Below are 24,599 nucleotides of genomic sequence, written 5' to 3' on the forward strand. Positions count from 1 at the left end.
CGACTGTGAGGACCGTGGGCGCGGTGTTCCCGGACACACGGTGCGCCGGGCGCGGCACGGGGGCCGGAGAACACGGGAACGCCGCGGCGACCTGGGATCCGGGCGTTCACCCGACGCGGTGGGCGCTCCCCGGTCGGGCAGGACCACCGGTGCGCCCGGGGTGGTGCGTGTCACTGCCAGGCAGTATGTGCCGCATAATGGTGCATAACCGACAGGGGAGCGCATGAGCGCTGAGAGTGCGGCACCGTCGCCGCAGACCCTTACACACCTGATCTGGGTAGTGCCAGCGAAGGAAGTCGTAGGAACCGTCACCGGTGGCGTGTCTCCCGCGCACCGGTACGTCTCCGGTGCGCGCCGCACGACCACCGGGACGCTCTTGGCCGCATGACCCCTCGTCACCCGACGAAGGGACAGGAATTGAGCACCGACACCACCGACACCGGCTTCTGGCAGGACGTCCTCACCCGGCTGCGCGGCTGGCGGACGGTCGACATCGTGGTCGCCGCCGTGATCGGCGTCGCCATCGGCGTCGTCTTCTGGCTGTGGAACATCGTGTGGACGGTCACCACGCCGCTGTTCGTGGGCTTCCCGCCCGGACAGGCCGTCGTCTACGGCATGTGGCTGATCTCCGGCGTGCTGGGCGGCCTCGTCATCCGCAGGCCCGGCGCCGCCCTGCTCACCTCGATCGCCGCCGCCTCCGTCTCGGCGGTGCTCGGCACCCAGTGGGGGATCATGGTGATCCTGGACGGCACCCTCCAGGGCATCCTGCCCGAACTGGTGTTCCTCGCCTTCGGCTACCGCCGCTGGGGCATGGGCGTGGCCGTGCTCGCCGCCGCCGTCGCCGGGATCTCCCCCGCCATCCGCGACAACATCACCTACAACGTCGCCTGGCCGCTGGAGTTCAAGCTCGCCTACGGCCTCATCGTCATCGCCAGCGCCGCCGTCATCGCCGGTGTCGGCGCCCGCCTCATCACCACGGCGCTCGCCCGGACCGGCGCGCTGGCCCCCTTCCCGTCGGCCAAGGGCTGACCGGGTGGGCTCCCGTACGAGGGGAGGCCCCGGCGCGCGCGTCGAACTCTCCGGGTGGGGCTGGCGCCACTCCGGTCGCCAGGCGCACGCGCTGCGCGGCGTCGACCTGGTCATCGAACCCGGCGAGCGCGTGCTGCTGCTCGGCGCCTCGGGCGCGGGCAAGTCGACCCTGCTGCACTCGCTCGCCGGGCTCACCGGCGCCGACAGCGCCATCGGCGGCGACCAGGAGGGCACGCTCCTGGTGGACGGCGCACCCGCCGACCGGCGTCGGGGCGTGGTCGGCCTGGTCAGCCAGGACCCCGAGACCCAGCTCGTGATGGCCCGGGCCGGGGACGACGTCGCGTTCGGGCTGGAGAACCTGGGCACGGACCCGGACCAGATCTGGCCGCGCGTCGACGGCGCCCTGGACGAGGTCGGCTTCCCGTACGGACGGCGCCGCTCGACCGGGGCCCTGTCCGGCGGCGAGAAGCAGCGCCTGGTCATCGCCGGGGCGCTGGCCATGCGCCCGCGCCTGCTGCTGCTCGACGAACCGACCGCCAACCTGGACCCGGCCGGCGCCGAGCTGGTGCGGGGCGTGCTCCACCGGCTCCTGGCCGAGACCGAGGCGACGCTCGTCCTGGTCGAGCACCGCGTGGCCGACGTCGTGGACCTGGTCGACCGGGTGGTCGTCCTGGAACCGGGCGGCGGGGTGATCGCCGACGGCGCACCCCAGACGGTCTTCGCGGAGCACGGCCGCGCCCTGGCCGGCCAGGGCGTGTGGATCCCCGGGAACGAGCCCGAGCCCGACCTCCGCCCCGCCCCCGGCGGCGCGACGCTGCTCGAGGCGGTCGGCGTCGCCGCGCGCACCCCGGTCGAGCTGGGCGCGCGATCGGCTCCGCCGCGCACCGTGCTGGAGGAGGTCGACCTCGCCGTCGACGCCGGGACCGCCACAGCCCTGACCGGCCCCAACGGGGCGGGCAAGTCGACGCTGCTGATGCTGCTGGCCGGACTGGGCAAGCCGTACCGGGGCGCCGTGCACCCGCGCGGCCCGCTCGCCGGGGTCGACCGGCGCCCGTTGCGGCGCTGGCCCGCGCGTCGGCTGGCACGGCACGTCGGCACGGTCTTCCAGCACGCCGAGGACCAGTTCGTCACGCCCACCGTGCGCGAGGAGCTGCTCTTCGCGCCGCTGCGGGCGGGGACGGAACGGGCGGCGGCGGACGCGTGGGTCGACGAGCTGCTGGAGCGCCTGCGGTTGACCGGGCTCGCCGACGTGCACCCCTACACCCTCTCCGGAGGGGAGAAGCGGCGGCTGTCGGTGGCCACCGCGCTCAGCTCCGGCCCCGCGCACGCGCCGGACGTCCTGACCCTGGACGAGCCGACCTTCGGCCAGGACACACGGACGTGGACGGAGCTCGTGGAGCTGCTCGGCGCGCTGCGCGCCGAGGGCCGGGCCGTCGTCATGGCCACCCACGACGCACTGCTGCTGCGGCACCTGACCGACACACGGGTACGGGTGGCCGACGGCGGCGCGGCGCCCGTGGCCGTGGCCGCCGACCGGGAAGGGGGAACCGCGTGAGCGCACGGGAGGAAGGTCCCGCTCCGACGGCGGCGGGCGATGCCATGACGCTGGACGTGCCCCGGGGCGGCGGAGCCCGGTACTGGATGACCGGGCTCAACCCCGCGGCCAAGCTCCTGGCCGCCCTGGTCCTCGCCCTGGGCCTGGTCCCCGCCGTGGACGCGGTCACCGGCGGCGCGGTGCTGGCGGCGGTCGTGCTGACCGTCCCCTTCAGCGGGATCGACCGGCGCACCCTGGTCGTCCTCGGCGGCCCCTTCCTCCTCATGGGGCTGTCCAGCGGCGCGGTCAACTACCTCTACGGCGAGCACGGGCTGGAGGGGGCGGTGGGAGCGGCCGTGCGGCTGCTGGCGATCGCCCTGCCGGGGCTGCTGGCCGCCGCGAGCAGCGACCCCACGGAGATGTCGGACGGGCTCGTGCAGAAGCTGCGGGTGCCCGAGCGGCCCGCGATGGGCGTCCTGGCGGCGTTGCGGCTGATCCCGCTGCTCGCCCACCAGTGGCGCACGATCACGCTCGCCCGCCGGGCGCGCGGGCTGGAGGCCGGGTACGACCCGCTGCGCGTGGCGTCGCTGTTCTTCGGACGGCTGTTCGCGCTGTTGGTGCGTTCGATCCGGACCGGGACGCTGCTCGCCACCGCCATGGACGCGCGCGGGTTCGGCACCGGCCCCCGGTCGTGGGCGCGGGAGAGCCGCTGGCGCCGCGCGGACACCCTGCTCCTGGTCGCCTCGGTCGCGCTGCTCGTGGCCGCCTACGCGGCGTCCTGGCGTCTGGGGACCCTGGTGCTGCTCTTCTCCTGACCCGGGTGATAGGCAGTCCGGGTACTAGGTAGTCCGAAGACTTCGTCAGCGAAGGAAGTGAGGTGGAGCTCGTGGGCGAGTTCGTGCGCGTGGAGACCGACGAGGAGCACTCCGCGGTCGCCGTGATCCGGATCGACCGGCCCAAGGCGCTCAACGCCCTGAACGCTCAGGTGACCAGGGAGATCGCCGAGGCGGCGGCCGCGGTGTCGACGGACGCGTCCGTGCGCTCCGTGGTGCTCTACGGCGGTGAGCGCGCGTTCGTGGCCGGTGCCGACATCAAGGAGATGGCGCACCTCAACCACGCCCAGATGCTGGAGTACTCGCGCGGCCTCCAGAACGCCCTGACGGCCGTGGCCCGCATCCCCAAGCCGGTCGTGGCGGCCGTGAGCGGGTACGCGCTCGGCGGCGGGTGCGAGCTGGCGCTGGCCGCGGACTTCCGGGTCGCGGGCGCCAAGGCGAAACTGGGCCTGCCGGAGATCACGCTCGGCGTCATCCCGGGGGCGGGCGGCACGCAGCGGCTGCCGCGCCTGGTCGGCCCGGCCAGGGCCAAGGACCTGATCTTCACCGGCCGCCACGTGCGCGCCCAGGAGGCGCTGGAGATCGGGCTGGTGGACGAGGTCGTCGCGGACGACGAGGTCTACGCGGCGGCCGTGGCCAAGGTCGCGCGGTTCGCCGAGGGCCCGGCGGTCGCGCTGGCCGCCGCCAAGGAGACCGTCGACCGGGGGCTGGAGACCGACCTCGACAGCGGCCTGGAGATCGAGCGCCTGCACTTCGCCGGGCTGTTCGCCACCGAGGACCAGAAGACCGGCATGCGCAGCTTCATCGAGCGGGGTCCGGGCAAGGCCGAGTTCTCGGGTCGTTGACGGACTGCTCACACTCCCCGCGGAGCGGCGGCGGCCGGATCGCGTGTCCGGCCCCGCCGCTCCGGCCGGGGCGCGGGTTCCCGGACACGATTCGGCGGAACCAGACGCCCGGATCTTCCGTCATACTCGAGGTGGTCCCTTCCGACGGCGGACGGATCGCCGGAACCCCAGAGCCTGGCGGTAGCGACACAACCACACGGGCCCGGGACGGGGCCCACGAGCCAACGACGACCCATCCCCCGGACGATAGGCTGGCCGGGGTGGAATGCGGTCTTTTGAGGGGATGAGTTCTCGATGGCAATGTCGGCAGGTTTCCCCACGGGTGAGGAGCTGCCGGAGCGCATCGGCCACTACGTGATCCGTCGCCGCATCGGGCAGGGCGGCATGGGCGTGGTGTACCAGGCCGAGGACCCCCGGACCGAGCAGTTCGTCGCGGTGAAGGTCCTCAAGCCGGAGGTCGCGGGCGACCACATCGCGCGGGCGCGGCTCGCGCGCGAGGTCGAGACCATGCGCCGCGTGCAGAGCCCCAACGTGGCCGAGGTCATCGACGCCGACACCCAGGCCGAGCTCCCGTGGGTCGTCACCGAGTACATCCCCGGGCCCACACTGGACGCGACCGTCACCGACCACGGCCCCCTGCGCGGCCGGGCGCTGACGCGCTTCGTCACCGGGCTGGCCCGGGCGATCAAGGACATCCACGCCGTGGACGTGATCCACCGGGACCTCAAGCCCGGCAACGTGATCATCTCCAACGGCGAGCCGATCGTCATCGACTTCGGCATCGCGCACGCGGTGGACGGCGCCAAGCTCACGCAGACCGGCACCTTCGTCGGCACACCCAGCTACCTGTCGCCCGAGGTCATCGAGGGGACGGACCTCGGTCCGGCCACCGACATCCACGCCTGGGGCGGGACGGTCGCCTTCGCCTCCACGGGCCGCCCGCCCTACGGCGCGGGAAGCTTCGAGGTCATCTTCTTCCGGATCCTCAACGGCGAGATCGACATGGACGGGATGCACGAGGCGCTGCGGCCGCTGGTCAACGCCGCCGTCTCCCGCGACATGGCCCGCCGTCCCAGCGCCGCCGACCTGGTCGCCGAGACCGGCCGCCTCAACCTCGACCTGCCCTGGACGGAGGACGCGGGCGCGGGAGCCAGCGGTCTGACCGGGAACCACACCGTGTACGGCGCCGCCGACGGCTTCGGGACCGACGCCGGGGGGCGGAGCGCGGGCGGCGGGAGCGGGCTCGGCGGAGCCGCGGCGGCCGGTGCGGCGGCCGGAGGAGCCGCCGGATACCTCGCCAACCGGGGGGCCCAGGGGGACGGAGGCTGGAACCCCTCGCACACGGCGGGCGGCGCCGACCCGTCGTCCACCGCCGGCTCCTGGACCGAGCCCGTCGCGCCCGCGCGCGGGGACGACGGGGACGCCACGGACGACCTGTCCGGACCGGCCTCGTCGGTCCGGGGCGCGGACGAGCGGGCGGCGCACGCCTCCGGCGGACTCCAGGGCACGCAGCGGATCCGGCCGGACGAGCTTCCCGAACGCGGTGACACACAGGGCACGCAGATGATGGACCCCGTGGCCGGTGATCCGCAGGGGACGATGATGATGAGCCCCCAGGAGCCGGCCGACAACCGCACGAGCACCTACGAGGCGCCGCCGAGCGACGCGCCCCAGACGCAGTTCTTCAACACGCCGCTGCACAAGGGCGACTTCGGCGACATCCTCACCCCGGTCGACCGGGACGGGCGCTCGCACGGGCAGACGCAGGAGTTCGGCGACGACTACGACGACGGGTACGAGGAGGAGCGCGGCGGTCTGCTGGGCCGGTTCCGGAGCGGTCGGACCGACCGCCTGGGCGACTACTTCCGCGGCGGCGAGGCGGACGAGGACGACGACGGGTACGAGGACGACTACGAGCACCCCGGGTGGCGGATGCACCCGCTGACGCTCATCCCGCTCATGGTCGCGTTGGCCGGTGTCGCCCTGTGGTTCCCGTGGTTCGGTTTCGCGCTCGGCGTCGTGGTGATCTCGGTCCTGTCCGCGCTGGACGTGGTCAAGGCCGAGCACGCGCGGCGGCTCCAGACGCGGGGCCCGCGCGACTCCGACACGATGGTGGTGGCGCTGAGCTTCCCCTGGGCCCTCGGGCGGATGCTGTTGCGGACGCTCGGGTTCTCGCTGATCTACCTGGTCGGCGGGATCCTGGTCGGGATGGTGTACGCGCAGTTCGTGGAGACCGGCAACCAGGGGGCGAACTGGACGGGCGCCTTCGCGATCTTCGTGATGGTGCTGCTCGCCTACATCATGCCGAGCGGCCGCGAGGCGCGGCACCAGGCGGTCTGGCTGGTGCGGCGGGTCCACTTCCGCAACATCTACCTCTACATCGGCGTGGTCGTCGCGACGGTCCTGCTGATGATGCTCATCCTGTCCATCGGGCTGACCGCGGCCCCGAGCTGGGCGCCGCTCGGCGGTCCCTCGGACTGGTTCTCCTAGACGCGACGCGTTCCCGGCGCGGACGCGCCACGGACGCCCTTCTCCCGGTCCGGGGAGGAGGGCGTCGCCGTATCGGGCGCGGTGCCGGGGAGGGCGTGCCGGGCGCCGCGGAGGCGCCCGCCTATGGTGGAGGGAGGGGGACGGGACACCAGTCCACGCGAGGCGAGTAGCCAGGTGGAGCCGTGGTCTTCCGGGACCCCGGGCCCCGCGCCCCGGGGTGGGTGAGGTATTCCTAAGTTGGTTCCGGGGGTCGCGGGTTGGTTGTGAAGCTACTAGCCAGTAACATCTGGGTATCAGGACACCGCGGGACGGGGTTGACGTGAACTTCGACCCGCCGTCGGATGACCGAACGGCATTCGGCATTGTTGGCAGTACGGGGCGCGCCAGCGTCCGCTCCGCCGCACGGCGGATCATGGAGTGCAGGGAGGTCGGCCACCGGCCATGAATATTGTCGTTTTGGTCAAGCAGGTCCCGGACACGGCGACCGAACGGAAGCTCAACGCCGATGACAGGACGCTCGACCGAGCAGCGTCCGACGGCGTCATCAACGAGCTCGACGAGTACGCCATCGAAGAGGCGCTCCTGCTCAAGGAGAAGCACGGCGGCGAGGTCACCATCCTGACGATGGGCCCCGACCAGGCCACGGACTCCATCCGCAAGGCCCTGTCCATGGGCGCGGACAAGGCCGTCTTCGTCAACGACGACGCGCTCCACGGCTCGGACGCGCTCCAGACCGCCTACGCGCTCGCGCAGGCCCTGGGCACCGTCGAGTACGACCTGGTCGTCCTCGGCTCCGAGTCCACCGACGCGCGCACCGGCGTCGTCGGCGCCGCGCTGGCCGAGTACCTCGGCCTGCCGCAGCTCACGCTCGCGGGCAAGGTCGACATCGACGGCGGTGCGATCACGATCCAGCGCCAGACCGACTACGGCTACGACGTCGTCGAGGCCCAGCTCCCGGCGGTCGTCTCCGTGGTCGAGAAGATCAACGAGCCGCGGTACCCGTCCTTCAAGCTCATCATGCAGGCGAAGAAGAAGCCGGTCGACAAGAAGTCCGCCGCGGATGCGGGCATCGACACCGGCAAGGTCGGCCTGGCGAACGCCACCACCGAGACCGTCGACTTCGCCGCCGCGCCGCCGCGCGCCGCTGGCACGGTCGTCAAGGACGAGGGCGACGGCGGCGTGAAGATCGCCGACTTCCTCGCCGAGAAGAAGTTCGTGTAGGCGCAGGCGAGAGACTCAGGAAGGTTCAAGGATTATGGCTGAGGTCCTCGTCCTCGTCGACCACGTCGACGGACAGGTCAAGAAGGTCACCACCGAGCTGCTGACCGCGGCGCGCCGCATCGGCGAGCCCGCCGCGGTGTGGGTCGGCGACGGTGTGGAGTCGGGCAGGGCCGCGCTGGCCGAGTTCGGCGCCGAGAAGGTGTACGTGGCTCCGGCCGAGCTCGACGACTACGTCGTCGCGCCCAAGGCCGAGCTGCTCGCGAAGCTGGCGCAGGACAAGTCCGCCGCCGCGATCCTGCTCTCGGCCACCGCCGAGAACAAGGAGATCGCCGGTCGGACCGCCGTGAAGCTGGGTTCCGGCGTGCTCACGGACGTCGTGGACGTCAACGCCGAGCTGGTGGCCGAGCACAGCATCTTCGGCGGCGCCACGGTCACGCACGCCCGCGTCACGACCGGTGTCCCGGTCATCGCGGTCCGCCCGAACTCCGTCCCGGCCGAGGCCGCCGCCGGCGCCGCCGCCGAGGAGACGGTGTCCGTGGAGCTGTCCGACGCCGCCAGGACCGCCAGGGTCGTCGAGCGCGTCGTGCAGGAGAAGGGCGCGCGTCCGGAGCTCACCGAGGCCGCGATCGTGGTCTCCGGTGGCCGCGGTGTGGGTTCGGAGGACTTCTCCGTGGTGGAGAACCTGGCCGACTCGCTCGGCGCCGCCGTGGGCGCGTCCCGCGCGGCCGTCGACTCGGGCTGGTACCCGAACCAGTTCCAGGTGGGCCAGACCGGTAAGACGGTCAGCCCGAACCTGTACATCGCGCTGGGCATCTCCGGTGCCATCCAGCACCGCGCCGGTATGCAGACCTCGAAGAACATCGTCGCGGTCAACAAGGACCCCGAGGCGCCGATCTTCGAGCTCGCCGACTACGGCGTCGTGGGCGACCTGCACACGGTCGCGCCGCAGCTGACCGAGGAGATCAACAAGCGCAAGTAGTTCGCGCGCGGTTCCCGAACGCCCGGCCAGGGGGGAGTGCCCCGGCCGGGCGTTCGTGTGTGCGGGGAGAGGAGAGGGGCGGGAGGGTCGTCGTCGGCCGCTCCGCCGTGACCCCCGCCGCGCGGCACGGCGGCGATCGTCCGACACCTGCCGCACCCGCGCGTCCCGTACCGCCTGCCCAAGGGGTGGGAGCACCGCGTTTCCCCTGGTCGCGGTCCGGGTACAGGAGGCAGCCACCGGCTCTGACCGGGGGAGGGGCGATGGCGACAGGGATCCGCGCCGGGCGGCGCACCGTCGAGGTGGGCAGACCGGACAAGGAACTGTTCGGGGCGGGCGGCCCCACGAAGGAGGACCTGGCCGCGTACTACGCGCGCGTCGCTCCGCTGATGCTGCCGCTGGTGCGCGGCCGTCCGGTCACGCTGGAACGCTACCCCGACGGCATCGGCGAGGAGGGCTTCTTCGTCAAACACCCGTCCACCCCGGACTGGGTGCGGTCCGTGGCGGTCGACTCCGGCACGATGATGGTCTGCGACGACGCCGCCGCGCTGGTGTGGTGCGCCGACCAGGCGGCGATCACCCTGCACACGTGGTCGTCCCGGGAGCCGGACCTGGGATACCCGGACCGGATGGTGCTCGACTTCGACCCGCCGGGGGAGGGGGAGGAGGCCTTCGCGGCGTGCCGCGCCGCCGCGTGGGACGCGCGCGAGGTGCTGGAGGACCTCGGCCTGGTGGCGTACGTGATGACCACCGGTTCGCGGGGGTTGCACATCCACGCGCCGCTCCGGCCGGAGGTCGCGGACCAGGAGGTCCGCGAGCTGGCGCGGGCGATCGCGGACCGGGTGGCGCGGCGGCGTCCGGACGAGCTGACGACGAAGGTGCGCAAGAAGGCGCGCGCGGGGCGGTTGTTCGTCGACTTCCTGCGCAACGGCCGCGACCAACTGGCGGTCGCCCCCTACTCCGTGCGCGCCAGACCGGGGGCGCCGGTCGCCACGCCGGTCACGTGGGAGGAGCTGGACGGACTGGCCTCGGCCCGGGACTTCACCATCGACCTGAGGCGGGAGGCGTGCCCGTTCGCGGGGATGTGGCGGCACGCGCGGTCGCCGAGGAAGGCGCTGCGCAGACTGGGGTGACCGTTCCGCCGTGTCGGCCGTCCCCGCCCGGGTGGCCGCGGGCTGACGCGGTGGGACCGAGGAGGCGGTCCCGCCTCACCGCCTGCGCAGGACCAGGAGCAGGTTCCACGTGACGATCTCGCGCAGGAGGGGCACGCGGAGGACCGGCTTCGTCCAGGTCGGCAGGTAGCGCGGGCGGATGTCGACGACGTCCGCGTCGGCGCGTCCGCGGGTCCAGTCGAGCATCTCCTTGGCGTACGCGGCGTACATCGAGCGCCCGAAGTCGTTCTTGGGCCGCCGTCCGTGCCTGCGCGCGAACCGCTCGGCGGCGTAGGAACCGCCCAGGTAGTGCCAGGGGGAGGTCTCGTGGCCGCCCCACGGGGACAGCCAGAGGGTGTACGACAGGTACACGAGTCCGCCGGGCCGCGTCACGCGGACCATCTCGTCGGCCATGCGGACCCGGTCGGGGACGTGTTCGAGGACGTTGGAGGAGAAGCACACGTCCACCGAACCGTCGCGCAGCGGCAGGGCGAGCGCGCTGCCCTGCACGCCGTGGGTGTCGGCCTCGCGCCCGTGCAGCCGCATCTCGTGCGCGTCGGCGTCCACGCACAGGCACCGCGCCCCGGCGGCGCGCAGTTCGTCGGCGAAGTAGCCGGGCCCGCCCCCGACGTCGACCACGAGCCGCCCGTCCAGCGGCGTGTACGAGCGCAGTTGGGCGACGGTGTCGCGGGCCAGCAGCCCGTAGAAGTACGCCGGGTCGCTCTGTTCCTTGCGGAAGGCCGAGAACAGGGTGGCGGACCGGCCGAGCGTGGCGCGGAAGGGGACCGTGCCGTCGGGGCGGGCCATCATCCGGAGGCCGTCCCGTCCATGGTGATGAAGTGGCGCAGGTGCCGCCAGTGGTCGCCGCCCCAGTACTCGTCGGAGGCGACGATCCGGCCGCCGGGCACCTGGGCGGCCACGCGGTCGGTGCTGAGCGTGTGCATGCGCATCGGCGCCGGATACCGCAGGATCACGCGCTGGGCCAGGCGGATGAGCGGGAACGGGGCGTACCGGAAGACCATCCCCTTGAACGTGCGGCGCTCGGACTCGGGCGCCCCGATCACCATGGCCCCGCCGGGCCGCACGACGCGGGCGAACTCGCGCAGGTAGCCGTCGGCCAGGTCGGGCGGCAGGTGCTGGAGGACGAGGTCGGTGTAGACGAGGTCGAAGGAGTCGTCGTCGAAGGCCGACAGGTCGGGCCGCTCGTTGAGCTGGAAGGCGATCCGCCCCCCGGAACGGTCGAGCCGCCGCGCCTCGGCGAGCATGGGCGCGGAGATGTCCACGCCGACGACCCGGTCGAAGTGCGCGGCCAGCGCGTTGGACAGCCGCCCCGCGCCGCAGCCGAAGTCCAGGACACGACCGCTGTCCGGATGGATGCCCAGTTCGCGAAGGCGGTCCAGGGCCGGGTCGATCTCGGCCGCGCCCGAGGCGAGGAACTCGTCGTCGTCCCATCCCCCGTCGCGCTTGGCCGGATCCACGCACACCGCCCACAGCGGCTCGGCGGAACCCAGCCGGGTCCAGTCGCGGCGGACCTGTTCGAGCCCCACCGACATCACCCCCACGGTGCTCTGCTCCCGGGCCGCACCGGATGGATCGTGTTCCTGTTCCTGAGGTGCAGGTCGTCCTGGTCTGATGCGGCGTTCGAGAGAAAAAGTGGAACGTGTTGTATTCTGGCACCCCTTTCGTGGGTTGGCCAATCCGGGCCGGGAGGACGTCCATGCCGCCTGTATCCCCCACCTCCGGCGAGGAGAGCACCGCGGAGGCGCCGCACGCGGACCCCAGCGTACGCGGGGAGGAACGGGAACCCGGGCGGCGGCCCACCACCGCCGCGGTCGGCGGACTCGCGCGCGACCGCGTGGTCCTGGCCGCCGCCGCGGTCATCGCGGTCGCCGCAGCTCTCCGGATCCTCGTGCTCGACGCCTCCTACTTCGTCGAGGACGACTACCTCTTCTTCGCCGCCGCGCACACCTCCGACCTCACCCCCGAGTACCTCCTCGAGCTGCACAAGGGCCACTTCATGCCCGGGGCGATGTTCCTCGTCTACCTCCAGACCTCCTTCTGGCCCTTCGACTGGTGGGTCAGCGCGGGCGTCATGCTCGCGCTCCAGACGCTCTCCCTCGTGGTCTTCCTCCGGTCACTGTGGGAGCTGTTCGGCCGGCGGTGGGCCCTGCTCGTCCCGCTGACCGTGCTCGCGCTGGCCCCGCTGACCGTCCCCGTGCTGGGGTGGTGGGCGGCCGCGCTCAACGCCGTCCCGCTCCAGTTGGCGACGGCGCTCGCCCTGGTGTGGACCGTGCGGTACGTGCGCACCGGCGACCAGCGCGCGGGATGGTTCGCGGGCGGGTCGGTGGTGTTCGGCATGCTGTTCGCCGTCAAGGGGATGTTCCTGCCGCCGCTGCTCCTGGCCGTGGCCGTCGCCTACCTGTACCCCGGGAGCCTGCCGGACGCCGTCCGGCACGCCTGGCGCACGCACCGCGCCTTCTGGGGCGCCACGGCGGGCCTGTTCGCCGGATACGCGCTGCTGTACCTGGGGCGGATGCGCGCGAGCGACACCGGGGAGGGCGCGGGCGTCCCCGAGGGCGAGCCCGCGTTCGCGATGCTGCGCGGCCTGCTCACCGAGGTCTTCCCGGTCGGCGCGCTCGGCGGTCCGCTGGAGTGGGGCCCGCTCACCCCGGCCGGAGGGCTCGTCGACCCGGACGGTTGGATCGTGCTGGGCTCCTGGGCGGTCCTCGCGGGGGTCGTCCTGGGGAGCCTGTGGTGGCGGCGCCGCGCCTGGCGGGCGTGGGCCCTGCTGCTCGGCTACCTGCTGTGCGCCGACATCGTCCCGACGATCATCGCGCGCGGCCGCTTCCAGGACGTGGCCGCCTCCGACCCCCGGTACGTCGCCGACGCCGCGCTCGTGTTCGCGCTGTGCCTGGCCCTGGCCTACCTGCCCACCCGTGAGGAACGCGACCGCGCCGCCGAGGGGCCGGACGCCCCGCCGCACCCCTACCGCGCCCGCCCCGGACGGGCGGCCCGGGTGTCGGCGGTCCTCGCGACGGTGGTGTACGCGGTCGCCGCCGGGTACTCCACGCACGCCTACGCCGGGACGCTCAACGGCGACCGCCTGCAGTGGTACCTGGACACGGTGCGCAACTCCATGGCGGCCGTGCCGGAGGAGGGCGGCCTGTACTCGCGGCCCGTGCCGTCGGACATCGTCCTGGAGTGGAACGGGTCCCGCAGGCTCAGCTCCTGGGTGCTGGCGCCGCTGGCGCCGCCCGACGTGGCCGAGCGCATGCGGGCCCCCGAGCAGTCCGACACCGCCTACGTGTTCAACGACGCCGGCTACCTGGTCAACGCCCGCCCCGGCGAGGGCGGATACGTCTTCGGGCCGGGAGCGGCCGACACGTGCATCCAGACCTGGGGAGGGAGCCTGTCGTGGCCGGTGCGGGTCTACGGCGGCGTCCAGCAGGTGGTCACCATCGGCTACACGGCCGAGGAGGACACCGAGGCGGAGCTGCTGCTCGGCGACGCCTGGCTCGAACTCGACCTGCCCGCGGCCGAGAGCGGCGCCAACTGGTACGTCCCCGTGGCCTCGCCCGGGGAGCGCCTGACCCTGCACACCGACCCCGAGGAGCTGTGCGTGACCTGGGTGTCGGTGGGGGAGATGGCGCCGTCGGTCGAGGGCAACCCCTGGGAGGCGGAGTAGTCCGGGCGCCGCCAGGGTGCCGTACGACGAGGCGGGCACAGTGCCCCTAGCGCACGAACCTCGGCGCGCTCCTGCGCGACCACCGGCGGCTGGGCTCCTCCACCCACCGGAACGTCGCCCAGGCCAGGAGCACCGTCACGAGCGTCACCGGCACCGCGTCCAGCCAGAAGGAGCCGGTGAAGATCTCCTGCCCGGTGAAGTCCCGCCACAGGTACAGCACCATGAACTGCCACAGGAACACCCCGTAGGAGACCCGGGCGAGGAACTGGCAGACCCGGTGCCGCAGCAGCGAGTCCATCCACCGGCCGCCGGTCCACGCGCGCGCGTCGCGCAGCCGGGCCGGAGCCCCGGTCGGCCTGGGCGCCAGCGCCGCGGGGGCGAGGACGAAGAAGGCGAACCCGATCCCCGTCGCCGAGTTCAGGGCCGAACTCCAGACGTCGCCCGCGCCGATGAACCGCCCGCCGGCCGCCGGGGTGGCGTTGAGGACGTAGAACGCCCCCGCCACCAGCCAGCACACCCCCGGCGAGGCGGCGACGGTCCGGCAGAACCGCCGCACGGGGCCGTCCGGGCCGCTTTCGCGCCAGGCCCACTCCGACAGCACCGCCAGCCCCATCCCGGCGGCGAAGAGCCCCAGCGCACGCGGCAGCCAGGCGTGCATGTACTCGCGCGCCTCCGGATAGAACTGCGGCACCAGCGCCCCGAACGCGAGCGCCGTCATCAGGGCCAGCCCGACCATCAGGCGCCGACCGCGCGCGTCGACCGTCCGGCCGCGCCGGGCCCACAGTGACAGGGCGAGCGCGATCACCGGCAGCAGCAGGTAGAAGCTGACCTCGACCGACAGGCTCCACATCTGGCCGAGGCCGTAGGGGCCGGTGCCCAGCCACGGCGGGTCCGTGTCGAAGGGGAAGGTCAGCGTCAGGACCTCGCCCCAGTACAGGAGCGACCCGAGCTCCTCCCGCGAGTAGACCAGCAGCGCCGTCACCGCCACCACCCAGTAGGCGGGGAACACGCGGACCGCGCGCCGCCACAGGTACGGGCGGGTCCGCGGCCCGCGGACGCCGTCCAGCACCGCGCGGGCCCAGGGCCGGTACAGCAGCACCCCGGAGAGGGCGAAGAAGAGCGGGACGGCCAGGTCCATGGAGGCCAGCAGCCCGCCGCGGACCCCGGGGGCGAGCGCGTCGCCGGTCTCGGTGGCCACGTGGAACAGGAGCACCATCACGGCGGCCACGGCGCGGATGCCGTCGAGGGTCTCGTGGCGGCCGTCGACCTGGGGCAGCACGAGCGGGGGGTCGACGGTCCGGGTGGCGGTGCGCGCGCCCCCCGAGGGGGACCCGGCGGGGTCCTCGGGCGCGGTGGGAGTGGGCGCCATAGGGCCTTCCAGAGCGGGAGTCCGTTGAAACGCGATGCACTAGAACGTGTTATAAAAATTCAGACACGCCCTGGTGACGTTGTTCACTACTGGGCAGTACTCTACCTGGAACTGAAGCTAGTTCCAGTCTGCTTTCGGATCCTGACTCTCATCCGCCCAGGAGGGCACATGCGCCGTATCGCCGCGGTCGTTCTCATCGCGCTGGGGGTCTTCTGTCTCGCCATGGCCCCCATGATGCGCACATGGCTGGCGAACTCCCTGATGAGGACTCCGCTGGACTACTACAGCCAAACCGTCAACGTCGGGGAGGTCGACTACTTCAACATCGAGGACGTCGAGTCCGTCGAGAACGCCACCGTCGAGGCCCACGCCACCATCCGCGCGGACGTCGCCTCCAGCACGGACGAGACGGTCGTCTGGGACCAGTTCACCTGGATCAGGGACGACGACCGCGACTTCGGGATCTCCTCCAGCAGCCGCCGCGCCGGACACGACCGGGTCACCGGCGAGGCCGTCGACTGCTGCGACGCGATGATCAACGAGGAGCCGGTCGTCCAGGCGGGCCAGCTCTGGAAGTTCCCCTTCATGACGGAGCAGCGGGACTACGACTTCTTCGAGACCACCGTCCAGGAGGTCGTCCCCATGGAGTTCGACGGCGTCGAGGAGGTGGAGGGCGTCGAGGCCTACCGGTTCGTCCAGACCGTCGAGCCCACCGCCGTCGGCGAGCGCACCATCCCGCGCTCGGTCGCCGGTCTGGAGGGCGACGGCGACGTCACCGGCGACGAGGTCTTCTCCATCACCCGCACCTACTGGGTCGAGCCGACGACGGGCACCCCCCTCAACATCGTCGAGGACCAGCACCGCGCCGTCGTCGTCGACGGCGAGGAGGTCCTCGTGCTGCTCAGCGGCGAGCTCGCGTTCGACCAGGCGAGCATCGACGGCAAGATCGAGTCGACCGAAAGCGGCCGCACCATCCTGCCGCTGCTGCGCACCACGCTGCCGATCGGCGGCGTCATCCTCGGACTCGGCCTCGTCGCCATCGCCGCCGTCCTGCTCGCCACCGGGCGCCGCGGTACGGACACCGGCCTCCGCAGCGCGAACGTCGGCTGAATCCCCGTGTCCGCCCCACCCGTCAGCGGCGTTCCCGGCGGCCCGGACCGCGGGGAACGCCGCTGCCCACCCGTCACCCTCCACCGCCCAGCGGTCGCTGCGCGATGGGGTGGGGCACCCTCAACCGCCGCCTCCGGCGCGGTGACCCCAGAGGTTCGCCATGGTGACTGAACGGGCCCGGGAGCCGCTGCCGGGAACGGGGGAACGGGCTCGGAGGAGCGGCCTCGCGGTCGCCCTCCTCCGGGCCTGCCGTCCCCGGCAGTGGCTGAAGAACCTGCTGGTGTTCGCCGCGCCCGGCGCCGCCGGCGCCCTCGACGAGCCCCGGGCCCTCCTCGTGTGCACGGGCCTGTTCGCGCTCTTCTGCCTGGCGGCCGGCGGCACCTACCTGCTCAACGACGTCCACGACGCCCCCGCGGACCGCGCCCACGTCCGCAAACGCCACCGCCCCGTCGCCTCCGGCGCCCTGCCCGTCCCCGTGGCCGTCGCCGCAGGGATCCTCTTCGGCGTCGCCGCGCCGCTGGCCTCCCTGGCCCTGGGCGACCTCCGCGTGACCGGACTGATCGCCGGGTACGTCGTCCTCACCCTCGTCTACACCCGCCACCTGCGCGACGTCGTCCTGTGCGACCTGGTCGTGGTCGCTGGATGCCACGTCCTGCGCGCCGTCGCAGGGGGCGTCGCGGTCGGCGTTCCGCTGACCTCCTGGTTCGTGCTCGTCCTCTCCCTGGGCGCGCTGCTGGTGGTGGTGGGCAAACGCGAGGCCGAACTGCGCGCCGCGGGGCCCGGCACACCCGTCCGCCGTACCCTGTGCGGGTACACCAGGAGCTACCTCACCCAGACCCGCACCATGGCCTCGGGCGCGATGATCGTCACCTACTTCCTGTGGGCGCTGGAGCCGGGCGACAGCACGCTCTGGCACACGCTGAGCATCGTTCCGTTCGTCATGTTCGTCCTGCGCTACAACCTGCTCGTCGACCGGGGCGTCGGCGAGGAACCCGAGGAGATCGCCCTGCGCGACCGTCCGATCCAACTCACGCTCGTCACGCTCGTGGCCCTCGTCGCCGCCGGGATCCATCTGTGAACCCGCCGACCCTGCTCACCGGCTGGGGCCGCACCGCGCCGACCGCCGCGCGCGTGGTCCGGCCCCGCAGCGCCCGGCAGGCCGCCGACGCACTCGCCAGCGCGGGTCCGCGCGGGGTGGTCGCCCGGGGCCTCGGCCGCTCCTACGGAGACGCCGCCCAGACCGCGGGCGGCCTCGTCCTGGACTGCACCGGACTCACCGGCCCCCTGCGCCTGGACCCCGCACGCGGCGAGGTCACCGCCCCCGCCGGCACGAGTATGGGACGGCTCATCGACCACCTTCTGCCCCGCGGCCACTTCGTGCCCGTCACCCCCGGCACCCGCCACGTCACCCTCGGCGGGGCGATCGCCGCCGACGTGCACGGCAAGAACCACCACGTCGCGTCCTCCCTGGGCGCGCACCTGCGCGCCCTCACCCTCGTCACCCCCGACGGCCGCGTGCGCGCTCTCACTCCGGACGGGGACGACGCCGACCTGTTCTGGGCGACCGTCGGCGGCATGGGGCTGACCGGGGTGGTCACCGAGGCGACCCTCGCCGTCCGCCCCGTCGCGACCGCGCACGTCCGCGTGGACACCGACCGCACCGGCGGGCTCGACGCGACGCTCGACCTCATGGCGCGCGCCGAGCACCCCTACACCGTGTGCTGGCTGGACCTGCTCGCCCGGGGCTCGGCGACCGGACGGGGCGTCCTCACCCGGGCCGACCACGCGCGCGTCGCGGACCTGCCGCGTCCGCTGCGCCGCGCCCCCCTGAGCCACCGGCCCGCGGCGCCCCTGGCGGCGCCGGCCTGGGCACCCCCTCGTCTCCTCAACCGCTGGTCCGTCGGCGCCTTCAACGCCGCCTACCACGCCGCCGCGCCCGAGCGCCGCCGCGGCCGGGTCCAGCCGCTGACCTCCTTCTTCCACCCGCTCGACGCCGTGCGCGGCTGGAACCGGATCTACGGACCGCGCGGCCTGGTCCAGTACCAGTTCGTCGTGCCGTTCGGGGCCGAGGACGCCCTCACCGACATCGTGACCGGCCTTTCCGGGGCCGGCGCGCCGTCCTTCCTCGCGGTCCTCAAACGTATGGGCGACCCGACCCCCGCGCCGCTCTCCTTCCCGCGCCCGGGGTGGAGTCTGGCCCTGGACCTGCCCGCCGACCTGCCCGGCCTCGGGCGGCTGCTCCGCGGGTTCGACGAACGCCTGCTGGAGGCGGGCGGCCGCCTGTACCTGGCCAAGGACAGCCGCGCCAGCGCCGAGACCGTGCACGCCATGTACCCCGGCCTGCCCGCGTGGCGGCGGACCCGGGACCGGGTCGACCCCGACGGCGTGCTCGTCTCCGACCTGGCCCGCCGCCTGCGCCTGGTCTGACGGCGGCTCCGAACACGAGAGGAACTCCATGCGCGACCCGGTGGGAACCGTGCGCTCCGTGCTGCTGCTCGGCGGTCGCAGCGACATCGGCCTGGCCGTGGTGGAACGGCTGGTCCGGGACGGCGCGCGGGAGGTGGTGCTCGCGGCACGGGGCGGGGTGGACGTCCCGCCGAGCGTGCTCACGGCGCTCGGGGCCACCGTGCACACGGTGGACTTCGACGCCGCCCTCCCCGACACCCACACCGCGACCGTCGACCGCGCGGTGGAGCTGGTCGGCGACCTGGACGTGGTCGTGGACGCGTTCGGCGTCCTGGGCGACCAGGCCGAGTACGAGGCGGATCCGGCGTCGGCCGCCCGCGCGGCCGCGGTCAACTACACGGGGCACGTGTCCGTCGGTCTCGCCGTGGCCGCACGGCTGCGCGCCCAGGGCCACGGCGCCCTGGTCGTGCTCTCGTCCGTGGCCGGGGTGCGCGTGCGCCGGTTCAACTTCGTGTACGGGTCGGCCAAGGCCGGGCTGGACGGCTTCGCCCAGGGGCTGGCCGACTCCCTGCACGGCACCGGCGCGCGCGTGCTGGTGGTACGACCGGGATACGTGCCGACGCGGATGTCCGCGCACGTGGATCCCGCGCCCTTCCCGGCCACGCCCGGCCAGGTGGCCGACGCGGTCGCGCGCGGTCTGCGTTCCGGGGCCACCACCGTGTGGTCTCCGCGTGTGCTGGGTCCGGTGTTCGCGGTGATGCGCGTCCTTCCCCGGTCGGTGTGGCGGCGCCTGAGCCGCTGACCGGGCGCCCGACCCCGTCCCGCGGGGTCCCGGGCGTCCGAGCGGCGGCACGGGCACCCGGGACCGGCGGTCACACGGCCGCGCCGTCGGGCTCGCCCACCCGGGCGGCGGTCAGCCGGTAGAAGGACAGCGGGGCCAGGCACGAGAGCATCACGACGGCGGGCACGAGCGTGCTTCCGACGAGCATGCCGCGCAGCGCCTCGTCGCTCTGGCGCACCACCTCGTCCGCGCCCGACTCCACGTACCCGCTCACCGCCAGGGACAGCGACAGCAGTCCCGTGCCCACGGACTGCGCCATGGCCTCACCGGACGTCCAGAGCCCGGCGAGGACGCCGCCCTGGCGCCGCCCCGCGTCGTCCGCGGAGGCCAGGCAGTCCGCCAGCATCGACGCCGGCAGCAGGGTGGTGCCGGACAGGCCGATGCCGACCAGCACGGACGACAGGACCGCTCCCGGCACTCCCCAGAGCGGGATGAGGAGCAGCCCGAGCCCTCCGAGCGCGAACACCGCGGCCGACCACCCGGCCGCGCCCCGCTTGTCGATCCGCACCGACAGCCGCTTCCAGAGCGGGGCCGAGGCCATCAGCGGCACGAGCACGCACACCATGAGGATGCTGGTGTACGCCGGTTCGCCCATGACGTTGGCGGTCACGTAGGGCACGCCCGCCACCATCGTTCCGCCCGCGACCGACATGAGCAGGAAGGCGGGGAACAGCACGCGGAAGTGCCGGTGCGCGAACGCGACGCGGAGTTGGGGCAGGAGCCCCTCGGAGCGGTGGACGTGGGCCGGTCTCGGCGCCCGGCGCGTGCCCACGACGGCGCTGAGCATGGACGCCAGGAGCAGGGCGCCCATCACCAGGCCCATGGCCCGGTACCCCGTGGCGTCGTCGCCGAAGGACGACTGGATGACCGGCGCGGCCGCCCCGCCGAGCAGCAGCGCGAGCCCCACGAAGGCGGTCCGCCACGCGTTGAACGTGGACCGCTCGTGGTAGTCGTCGGTGATCTCCCCCGGCATCGCGGTGTACGGCACCTGGAACATCGACGCGGCCAGGGCGGCCGCGACGAAGAGCAGCGCCACGTAGGCGGCAGCCGCGTCGCCCTGGAGCGGAGGGCCCGCGAACACGGCCGCGAACAGGACCGGCAGGGTCAGCGCACCCGCGAGCATCCAGGGGCGGCGGGGGCCCCAGGAGGAGCGTGTCCGATCTGACCAGACGCCGATGTACGGACTGACCAGGAGGTCCACCAGCTTGGGGAGGAGGACCACGGCCCCCGCCAGCGCGGGGCTCACCGCGAGGGAGTCGGTCAGATAGATCAGCAGCAGCAGGCCCGGCACGGTGTTGAACACGCTGGTGGCCACGGCGCCGCTGCCGTACCAGACGTGCACCGACCGGGGCAGGGCGAGGGTCACGCCGGGCCGTTCGACGGGGCCTCGACGTGGGCCACCGGGTCGACGTCGTGCGCCACCGGGCAGCTCGCGGGGAACGTGCCGATCCGGTTGACGTCGTAGCCCCCGGGGTAGCTGCGCACGTTCGGGTTGTCGTCGGCCCACAGCGGTTCCTCGCGCGGCTTCATCCGGCGCACCACCCTGGCGCGCAGCTTCAACGCGATGTCCGAGGCCCGGCGCCAGGCACGGCTCGGCGGGTCGTAGCGGAAGGCGCGGATGAGCGAGTCGTCGAGGATCGCCATGGAGAACCTGCGCGCCAGCCCGGCCACACGCGGCGGGTAGAACGTGACCATCAGGTCGAGGGTGGCGTCGGAGACCGCCCGGCCGCCGTCGGTGTAGGCGAAGTGCTCGTCCTCGTAGGCGTCCAGCAGCGCGCGGAACTCCTCGTAGGTCTCGGGGATGTCCTTGATCCCCATGTGCCGGCCGAGCTTGCGGTAGTAGTTCGTGATCGCGGCGATCTCGTGGCCGGACAGCGTGCGCCAGCCGTAGCCGTAGTCGTTGATCCAGCGCACCGGCATGACGACGAACGTGCTGAGGACGTAGCGGTAGTCGTCGTCGCTGATGTCGTAGGAGCGGTGCATCTGGTTCATCCGGCGCAGCGCGTCGCGGCCCTGCCCGGGCTCGAACCCGTGCCGCATGATGCTGCCCAGGATCAGGGCGGTGTCGTCGTACCGCTTCTGGGTCTGGCCGGTGAACTCGTCGGTCCGGCCCAGCAGTGCGCCGATGCTGGGGACGGCGTAGGTGCGGTAGAGGGCGATGCCCAGCGCCCGGCCCATGTCCCAGGGGAACTCCTGGGAGCTGAGGATCTGGACGATCCGGACACAGTCCTTCTCAGGGTCCAGTCGGTGGATCTCGTCGCGCAGGTCGAAGCGCTTCATGGCATTCCTTCGTCGGGGGCGGTGTGGGGGTGGGGGACGGGGGGTCGGTCGGCGCCGCGGCGGGGATTCCGGGAACGCCGAGGGCCCGGTCCGGCGGGGACGCGACCGGGCTCGGTGACGGGAGGTGCGCGGGAGCACGGCTGGGACATGGCCGGGGAGCGGCTCCGCTCAGCGTTCGGACGGCTCCGCGGGCTGGGCGGCGGTGGGCTCCGTCCGGGGGACCGGGGCGTGGCGCCCGGCGGCGGGGCCGATCGCCTGACCGGGCGCGGGCACGTGCGCCCCCGTACCGGGAACCTCCACGGTGGCCAGGTCGTGCGGGACCGGGCAACCCTGGGGGAAGGTGCCGATCCGGTTGGGGTCGTAACCGTCCGGGTAACTGCGGATGTTCGGGCTCTGCCTGGCCAGGCGGGGCTCCTCGCGGGGCGGCATGAGCCGCACGGCCCTGGCCCGCAGACGGAGCGCGGTGCGGGCGAGCACCCGCCAGGCGCGGGAGGGCTCGGGGTAGTCGAAGGCCCGGACGAGGCGGTCGTCGAGGAGCGCCTGCGTGAACGGGCGGATCAGCGGCCGCTGCCAGGCGGGGTAGAAGTCCGCCATGAGCGCGAGGGTGGCGTCGGAGACCGCCCGGCCGCCGTCGGTGTAGGCGAAGTGCTCGCGCTCGTAGGCGTCGAAGAGCTCGTCGAACGCGGCGTACGTCTCGGGGATGTCCTTGATCCCCATGTGCCGGCCGAGCTTGCGGTAGTAGTTCGTGCTGGCGGCGATCTCGTGCTCGGTCAGGCGCCGCCAGCCGTAGCCGAGGTCGTTGATCCAGCGCACCGGCATGACGACGAACGTGCTGAGGACGTAGCGGTAGTCGTCGTTGCCGATGTCGTAGGAGCGGTGCATCTGGTTCATCCGGCGCAGCGCGTCGCGGCCCCGTCCGGGCCCGAAACCGTGCTCCAGGATGTCGTTGAGGATGAGCGCGGTGTCGTCGTACCGGTGCTGGGTACGGGAGGTGAACTCCTTCGTCCGCGCCAGCAGCTCCCCGATGCTGGGGACGGCGTACGTCCGGTACAACGCCAGCCCCAGGGCCTGTTCGATGTCCCAGGGGAACTCGTGGCTGCCCAGGATGGTGACGATCCGCTCGCAGTCCGCCTCCGCGTCCAACGCGTGGATCCGGTCGCGCCACTCGAACCGCTTCATGGTCTTCTCCAGTCGCCTCGGTGCGGGCCCGAGCGCGCCGGGGCAGGGGTCCGCGAAGGTGCGGCACGTGCGTGTGCACGGTGCCCCACGGCCCGAACTTTACCTGTAAGCGCCATATGTAAACGTGTGCGCTCCCGTCCGATCCGGCGCGGCCGAGGGGGTCTCCGGCCGCGCCGACCCGCGCGCGCCTAGGCGGCCATGCGCTCGGCAACCTGGTTCACCAGCGTGAGCAGGACCTTCTTGGAGGACTCGCGGCTTCGCGCGTCGCTCAGCACCACCGGGATCGAGGGATCGAGGCTGAGCGCGTCGCGCACTTCGTGCACCTCGTACCGCTCGGCGCCCTCGAAGCAGTTCACCGCCACCACGAACGGCACACCGCGCCGCTCGAAGAAGTCCACGGCCGCGAAGCACGTCTCCAGACGGCGTGTGTCGGCGATGACGACGGCCCCGAGCGCGCCCTCGGACAGCTCCTCCCACATGAACCAGAACCGCTCCTGGCCCGGGGTGCCGAACAGGTACAGCACGAGGCTGGGGCTGATGGTGATGCGCCCGAAGTCCAGCGCCACGGTGGTGGTCGCCTTGGACTCGACCCCCGACAGGTCGTCGACCCCGTAACTGGCCTCGGTCATCACCTCCTCGGTGCGCAGCGGGGCGATCTCGCTCACCGAGCCGACCAGCGTGGTCTTCCCGGCCCCGAAGCCGCCCGCCACGAGGATCTTCAGCGCCGACGGGACGGGCGCGTGGTCGTCGTTGTCAGAGTCTCTGGATGCCATCGAGTACCGCCTGGAGTACGTCCCGGCTCACCGGGCTCTTCGCTGTGTAGGGGGCGCGGGCCAGGGCGAGGCCGCGGTTGAGGAGGTCACTGAGCAGGACCTTGACGACGGCGACCGGGATGTCCAGGTGCGCGGACACCTCGGCCACCGACTGGGGACGGCGGCACAGTTCCAGGATGCGCAGCTGTTCCGGTTCGAGGGCCATCTCGTCCACCTCGGCCCGCTTGGCCGCGATCACGACGCTGATCATGTCCAGCCGCACGGTGTCCGCGTGCTCGCGGCCCTGCGCGATCACGTACGGACGGACGAGGGGACCGGCCTCCTGGGGGCCGCCGGTCTCGGGGCCGTCGGAACCGAGGCCGCCGACCGCGCCGCGGTGCGGTACCTCGCCGGGATCGTGCTCGTTGCGCGCTTGCATAACCGTCCCCTATCGCGTGGCTTCCCCGGGAGCGCCCTCGTTTCTGGGGGCCGCGTCCAGGTACCGGCCCACCTGCTCGACCAGTACGTTCATCTCGTAGGCGATGAGCCCGACGTCCGCGCTCTCCTCGGCGAGCACCGCCAGGCACGCGCCGCGCCCGGCGCCCGTGACGAAGAGGTAGGCGCTCTCCATCTCCACGACGGTCTGGAGGACCTCGCCGCCGCCGAAATGGCGTCCGGTGCCCCGGGCCAGGCTCTGGAAGGCGGACGCCACCGCGGAGAGGTGCTCGGCGTCCTCCTTGACCAGGTCGCGCGAGCGGCCGATGAGCAGTCCGTCGGCCGACAGCACGATCGCGTGCCGCGACCCGACCGCGCGGTCGAGCAGCTCGTCCAGGAGCCAGTCGATGTCCTTCTTGCCCGCGCCGTTGCCGATGTCGGCGCTGTCAGGGGTGCTCGTCAC

22 protein-coding genes and 1 riboswitch are annotated in these 24,599 nt (G+C 73.0%); of the genes, 13 read left to right on the forward strand and 9 right to left on the reverse strand.

What is annotated here, in order from left to right; translation table 11 throughout:
- Positions 1 to 203: 203 nt before the first annotated feature.
- Positions 204 to 312, forward strand: a riboswitch (TPP riboswitch).
- Positions 313 to 384: 72 nt separating this feature from the next.
- The 8 genes from ACIBFB_RS15195 to ligD all read left to right on the forward strand — a co-directional run bounded on the left by ACIBFB_RS15195 (position 385) and on the right by ligD (position 10,061).
- A complete protein-coding gene (locus tag ACIBFB_RS15195; RefSeq protein WP_397230354.1) occupies positions 385 to 1,029 on the forward strand; it encodes an ECF transporter S component in 645 nt (214 codons plus the stop codon).
- A 4-nt stretch (positions 1,030 to 1,033) separates the two neighbouring features.
- Complete coding sequence (locus tag ACIBFB_RS15200; protein ID WP_397230356.1) at positions 1,034 to 2,584, forward strand: ABC transporter ATP-binding protein; 1,551 nt, start codon at positions 1,034 to 1,036, stop codon at positions 2,582 to 2,584.
- Between the two features lie 44 nt (positions 2,585 to 2,628).
- A complete protein-coding gene (locus ACIBFB_RS15205; protein WP_397230610.1) occupies positions 2,629 to 3,378 on the forward strand; it encodes an energy-coupling factor transporter transmembrane component T family protein in 750 nt (249 codons plus the stop codon).
- A 62-nt stretch (positions 3,379 to 3,440) separates the two neighbouring features.
- Complete coding sequence (locus ACIBFB_RS15210) at positions 3,441 to 4,241, forward strand: enoyl-CoA hydratase/isomerase family protein (protein WP_397230358.1); 801 nt, start codon at positions 3,441 to 3,443, stop codon at positions 4,239 to 4,241.
- 294 nt (positions 4,242 to 4,535) lie between these two features.
- A complete protein-coding gene (locus ACIBFB_RS15215; RefSeq protein WP_397230360.1) occupies positions 4,536 to 6,731 on the forward strand; it encodes a protein kinase in 2,196 nt (731 codons plus the stop codon).
- A 441-nt stretch (positions 6,732 to 7,172) separates the two neighbouring features.
- Complete coding sequence (locus ACIBFB_RS15220) at positions 7,173 to 7,952, forward strand: electron transfer flavoprotein subunit beta/FixA family protein (protein WP_397230362.1); 780 nt, start codon at positions 7,173 to 7,175, stop codon at positions 7,950 to 7,952.
- Between the two features lie 34 nt (positions 7,953 to 7,986).
- A complete protein-coding gene (locus tag ACIBFB_RS15225; RefSeq protein ID WP_397230364.1) occupies positions 7,987 to 8,931 on the forward strand; it encodes an electron transfer flavoprotein subunit alpha/FixB family protein in 945 nt (314 codons plus the stop codon).
- A gap of 260 nt (positions 8,932 to 9,191) precedes the next feature.
- On the forward strand, positions 9,192 to 10,061 hold the full coding sequence (ligD, locus tag ACIBFB_RS15230; protein WP_397230366.1) for a non-homologous end-joining DNA ligase: 870 nt from the start codon (positions 9,192 to 9,194) through the stop codon (positions 10,059 to 10,061).
- A 75-nt stretch (positions 10,062 to 10,136) separates the two neighbouring features.
- Here the strand turns inward: ligD and ACIBFB_RS15235 are convergent, their stop codons facing one another.
- Both ACIBFB_RS15235 and ACIBFB_RS15240 read right to left on the reverse strand, forming a co-directional pair.
- Positions 10,137 to 10,889, reverse strand: coding sequence for a methyltransferase domain-containing protein (locus tag ACIBFB_RS15235; RefSeq protein WP_397230368.1), 753 nt, complete (start codon positions 10,887 to 10,889; stop codon positions 10,137 to 10,139).
- Positions 10,886 to 11,632, reverse strand: a complete 747-nt coding sequence (locus ACIBFB_RS15240) for a class I SAM-dependent methyltransferase (protein WP_397230370.1) — start codon at positions 11,630 to 11,632, stop codon at positions 10,886 to 10,888. The genes ACIBFB_RS15235 and ACIBFB_RS15240 overlap by 4 nt, the downstream gene beginning before the upstream one ends.
- A 164-nt stretch (positions 11,633 to 11,796) precedes the next feature.
- Between ACIBFB_RS15240 and ACIBFB_RS15245 the strand changes: the two genes are divergently transcribed.
- A complete protein-coding gene (locus tag ACIBFB_RS15245; protein ID WP_397230372.1) occupies positions 11,797 to 13,764 on the forward strand; it encodes a hypothetical protein in 1,968 nt (655 codons plus the stop codon).
- 46 nt (positions 13,765 to 13,810) lie between these two features.
- Here the strand turns inward: ACIBFB_RS15245 and ACIBFB_RS15250 are convergent, their stop codons facing one another.
- Positions 13,811 to 15,133 (reverse strand): acyltransferase family protein, encoded by a 1,323-nt coding sequence (locus tag ACIBFB_RS15250; RefSeq protein ID WP_397230374.1) that lies wholly within the window; start codon positions 15,131 to 15,133, stop codon positions 13,811 to 13,813.
- Between the two features lie 168 nt (positions 15,134 to 15,301).
- On the opposite strand from ACIBFB_RS15250, the gene ACIBFB_RS15255 reads away from it, so the two are divergent.
- The 4 genes from ACIBFB_RS15255 (at position 15,302) to ACIBFB_RS15270 (ending at position 19,451) form a co-directional block, all read left to right on the forward strand.
- Positions 15,302 to 16,243, forward strand: coding sequence for a DUF3068 domain-containing protein (locus tag ACIBFB_RS15255; protein ID WP_397230376.1), 942 nt, complete (start codon positions 15,302 to 15,304; stop codon positions 16,241 to 16,243).
- A gap of 160 nt (positions 16,244 to 16,403) precedes the next feature.
- Positions 16,404 to 17,321: a decaprenyl-phosphate phosphoribosyltransferase gene (locus tag ACIBFB_RS15260; protein WP_397230378.1), complete on the forward strand. Its 918-nt coding sequence runs from the start codon at positions 16,404 to 16,406 to the stop codon at positions 17,319 to 17,321.
- The gene (locus ACIBFB_RS15265; protein WP_397230380.1) at positions 17,318 to 18,670 is read left to right on the forward strand and encodes an FAD-binding protein; all 1,353 of its coding nucleotides are present in this window, start codon (positions 17,318 to 17,320) and stop codon (positions 18,668 to 18,670) included. The genes ACIBFB_RS15260 and ACIBFB_RS15265 overlap by 4 nt, the downstream gene beginning before the upstream one ends.
- A 28-nt stretch (positions 18,671 to 18,698) precedes the next feature.
- Positions 18,699 to 19,451 carry a decaprenylphospho-beta-D-erythro-pentofuranosid-2-ulose 2-reductase gene (locus tag ACIBFB_RS15270; RefSeq protein ID WP_397230382.1) on the forward strand — a complete coding sequence of 251 codons (753 nt, stop codon included), beginning with the start codon at positions 18,699 to 18,701 and terminating at the stop codon, positions 19,449 to 19,451.
- 70 nt (positions 19,452 to 19,521) lie between these two features.
- On the opposite strand, the gene ACIBFB_RS15275 is transcribed toward ACIBFB_RS15270, so the two are convergent.
- From ACIBFB_RS15275 to ACIBFB_RS15300, 6 genes are all read right to left on the reverse strand, one after another.
- The gene (locus ACIBFB_RS15275; protein ID WP_397230384.1) at positions 19,522 to 20,856 is read right to left on the reverse strand and encodes an MFS transporter; all 1,335 of its coding nucleotides are present in this window, start codon (positions 20,854 to 20,856) and stop codon (positions 19,522 to 19,524) included.
- Entirely contained in the window at positions 20,853 to 21,770 is a 918-nt protein-coding gene (locus ACIBFB_RS15280; RefSeq protein WP_397230386.1) for an oxygenase MpaB family protein, read from the reverse strand. Before ACIBFB_RS15280 ends, ACIBFB_RS15275 begins: the two co-directional genes overlap by 4 nt.
- 168 nt (positions 21,771 to 21,938) lie before the next feature.
- Positions 21,939 to 22,949 (reverse strand): oxygenase MpaB family protein, encoded by a 1,011-nt coding sequence (locus tag ACIBFB_RS15285; RefSeq protein ID WP_397230388.1) that lies wholly within the window; start codon positions 22,947 to 22,949, stop codon positions 21,939 to 21,941.
- Between the two features lie 188 nt (positions 22,950 to 23,137).
- A complete protein-coding gene (locus ACIBFB_RS15290) occupies positions 23,138 to 23,722 on the reverse strand; it encodes a GTP-binding protein (RefSeq protein WP_397230390.1) in 585 nt (194 codons plus the stop codon).
- Positions 23,703 to 24,140 carry a DUF742 domain-containing protein gene (locus ACIBFB_RS15295; protein WP_397230392.1) on the reverse strand — a complete coding sequence of 146 codons (438 nt, stop codon included), beginning with the start codon at positions 24,138 to 24,140 and terminating at the stop codon, positions 23,703 to 23,705. Before ACIBFB_RS15295 ends, ACIBFB_RS15290 begins: the two co-directional genes overlap by 20 nt.
- Positions 24,141 to 24,149: 9 nt before the next feature.
- Entirely contained in the window at positions 24,150 to 24,599 is a 450-nt protein-coding gene (locus ACIBFB_RS15300) for a roadblock/LC7 domain-containing protein (protein WP_397230394.1), read from the reverse strand.

It is taken from the genome of Nocardiopsis sp. NPDC050513 (assembly GCF_044457925.1).
In the GTDB taxonomy this organism is placed as follows: domain Bacteria; phylum Actinomycetota; class Actinomycetes; order Streptosporangiales; family Streptosporangiaceae; genus Nocardiopsis.

Excerpts from the sequence above, each read along its gene's own strand:
- ACIBFB_RS15195 (WP_397230354.1), top strand. The coding sequence starts at position 385 with ATGACCCCTCGTCACCCGACGAAGGGACAGGAATTGAGCACCGACACC.
- ACIBFB_RS15205 (WP_397230610.1), top strand. The coding sequence starts at position 2,629 with ATGACGCTGGACGTGCCCCGGGGCGGCGGAGCCCGGTACTGGATGACC.
- ACIBFB_RS15215 (WP_397230360.1), top strand. The coding sequence starts at position 4,536 with ATGGCAATGTCGGCAGGTTTCCCCACGGGTGAGGAGCTGCCGGAGCGC.
- ACIBFB_RS15220 (WP_397230362.1), top strand. The coding sequence starts at position 7,173 with ATGAATATTGTCGTTTTGGTCAAGCAGGTCCCGGACACGGCGACCGAA.
- ACIBFB_RS15225 (WP_397230364.1), top strand. The coding sequence starts at position 7,987 with ATGGCTGAGGTCCTCGTCCTCGTCGACCACGTCGACGGACAGGTCAAG.
- ligD (WP_397230366.1), top strand. The coding sequence starts at position 9,192 with ATGGCGACAGGGATCCGCGCCGGGCGGCGCACCGTCGAGGTGGGCAGA.
- ACIBFB_RS15235 (WP_397230368.1), bottom strand. The coding sequence starts at position 10,889 with ATGATGGCCCGCCCCGACGGCACGGTCCCCTTCCGCGCCACGCTCGGC.
- ACIBFB_RS15240 (WP_397230370.1), bottom strand. The coding sequence starts at position 11,632 with ATGTCGGTGGGGCTCGAACAGGTCCGCCGCGACTGGACCCGGCTGGGT.
- ACIBFB_RS15245 (WP_397230372.1), top strand. The coding sequence starts at position 11,797 with ATGCCGCCTGTATCCCCCACCTCCGGCGAGGAGAGCACCGCGGAGGCG.
- ACIBFB_RS15250 (WP_397230374.1), bottom strand. The coding sequence starts at position 15,133 with ATGGCGCCCACTCCCACCGCGCCCGAGGACCCCGCCGGGTCCCCCTCG.
- ACIBFB_RS15255 (WP_397230376.1), top strand. The coding sequence starts at position 15,302 with ATGCGCCGTATCGCCGCGGTCGTTCTCATCGCGCTGGGGGTCTTCTGT.
- ACIBFB_RS15260 (WP_397230378.1), top strand. The coding sequence starts at position 16,404 with ATGGTGACTGAACGGGCCCGGGAGCCGCTGCCGGGAACGGGGGAACGG.
- ACIBFB_RS15270 (WP_397230382.1), top strand. The coding sequence starts at position 18,699 with ATGCGCGACCCGGTGGGAACCGTGCGCTCCGTGCTGCTGCTCGGCGGT.
- ACIBFB_RS15280 (WP_397230386.1), bottom strand. The coding sequence starts at position 21,770 with ATGAAGCGCTTCGACCTGCGCGACGAGATCCACCGACTGGACCCTGAG.
- ACIBFB_RS15285 (WP_397230388.1), bottom strand. The coding sequence starts at position 22,949 with ATGAAGCGGTTCGAGTGGCGCGACCGGATCCACGCGTTGGACGCGGAG.
- ACIBFB_RS15290 (WP_397230390.1), bottom strand. The coding sequence starts at position 23,722 with ATGGCATCCAGAGACTCTGACAACGACGACCACGCGCCCGTCCCGTCG.
- ACIBFB_RS15295 (WP_397230392.1), bottom strand. The coding sequence starts at position 24,140 with ATGCAAGCGCGCAACGAGCACGATCCCGGCGAGGTACCGCACCGCGGC.